Consider the following 1,176-nt stretch of genomic DNA (forward strand, 5'->3'; position numbering starts at 1 on the left):
CCGATCTTACTAAGCCGCTGATGAGTCGACAATGATTCCCTTATGGATGCCCAGCAACGATTCGCTCCTTGCTGGCGTAATTTATACTCAATCGTATGGAGGATATGATATGCAAGCACAGAGCTAAAGAGATGCGCATTGGCACTCTTTTCATTTTGATGAAAAATGGGTCTCAGACCCAGGTGTGACTTCATGGATCTGAAAGCCCCTTCTATTCGGGTCAGCATGATATAAGTTTCCCAGATCTCTTTATCAGATAGATCAAGACGGTCTGTCCTCAGGACATAACAACCATCAAATTTATTGATTTCTTTATATTTGTCACGTTTATTCCACAGGATTGCTGTGGCCTTGATACTCTTATGGGTACCGGATTCCGGAACTACCTCAATATCATAAAGTTTTGAGGCTTTCGAATATTTTTCCCGAAGTCGCCCGATCATTTCAAGAATTTTGGGATAGGATTTGGTTCTGTTTTTTCGACTCAATCCATCGTGAAAATACTGCAAACGTTCTAAGAAAATGGTTTCCTGGCGATTCCGGATTCCATAATCCTTTCCGGCACGAGCGGTGCTATGGCATAACAGTAAGGCTTCATTGACCTTTTCAAGACGCTTTACCTCAATCGTATAGTCATCTGTCTTCCGGATGGTTTCCATTTGATCCGTATCATCAGTGGTGAAGTCCTTCTTACCTTTGTTTACAACAATATAATGAAATTTGTTTTCTTTCAGGTATTTGACGTTTTCGCTATTGGCAATACCTGCATCCATAACAACCGTTCTGTTTTTTGCTAAAGCCGGGTTTGATTCAATCAGGGATTCTATGATCTGTTTCAGTGTCTTGGATTCTCCTTGATTCCCTGGGTATAGTTTGCTGTATTTAGGGAAGCCATCTTCATCAATAACAAGGGCCAGGGTCAACAGCTTGCAATCCGTACGTTCTTCTTTACTTCGCCCCCTTTTGGCTTTGGGGTTTTCTGCCATCCGGCCTTCAAAATAGGTATTTGTCAGATCAAAAAAACACATTCGTTCCGGCAGAGAGAAGAGCACTTTCTCTTGTTTTGAGAGGTGTGTTTCAAGGTTATCTTTACATTCAAACAGGGTGTATCCTGCCCGATACAGTGAACTGAGCGAATATTTGAGTGGCTTACCCGTCAATTCCCAAATTGCTGAC

1 protein-coding gene is annotated in these 1,176 nt (G+C 42.0%); it reads right to left on the reverse strand.

All coding sequences use genetic code 11. From position 1 onward, the window contains the following. Positions 1 to 1,176 (reverse strand): IS1634 family transposase (locus ABF87_RS14635; protein WP_160829852.1); only part of this gene is annotated, 1,176 nt, incomplete at both ends.

The organism is Nitrosomonas sp. JL21 (assembly GCF_009833095.1).
In the GTDB taxonomy this organism is placed as follows: Bacteria; Pseudomonadota; Gammaproteobacteria; order Burkholderiales; family Nitrosomonadaceae; genus Nitrosomonas.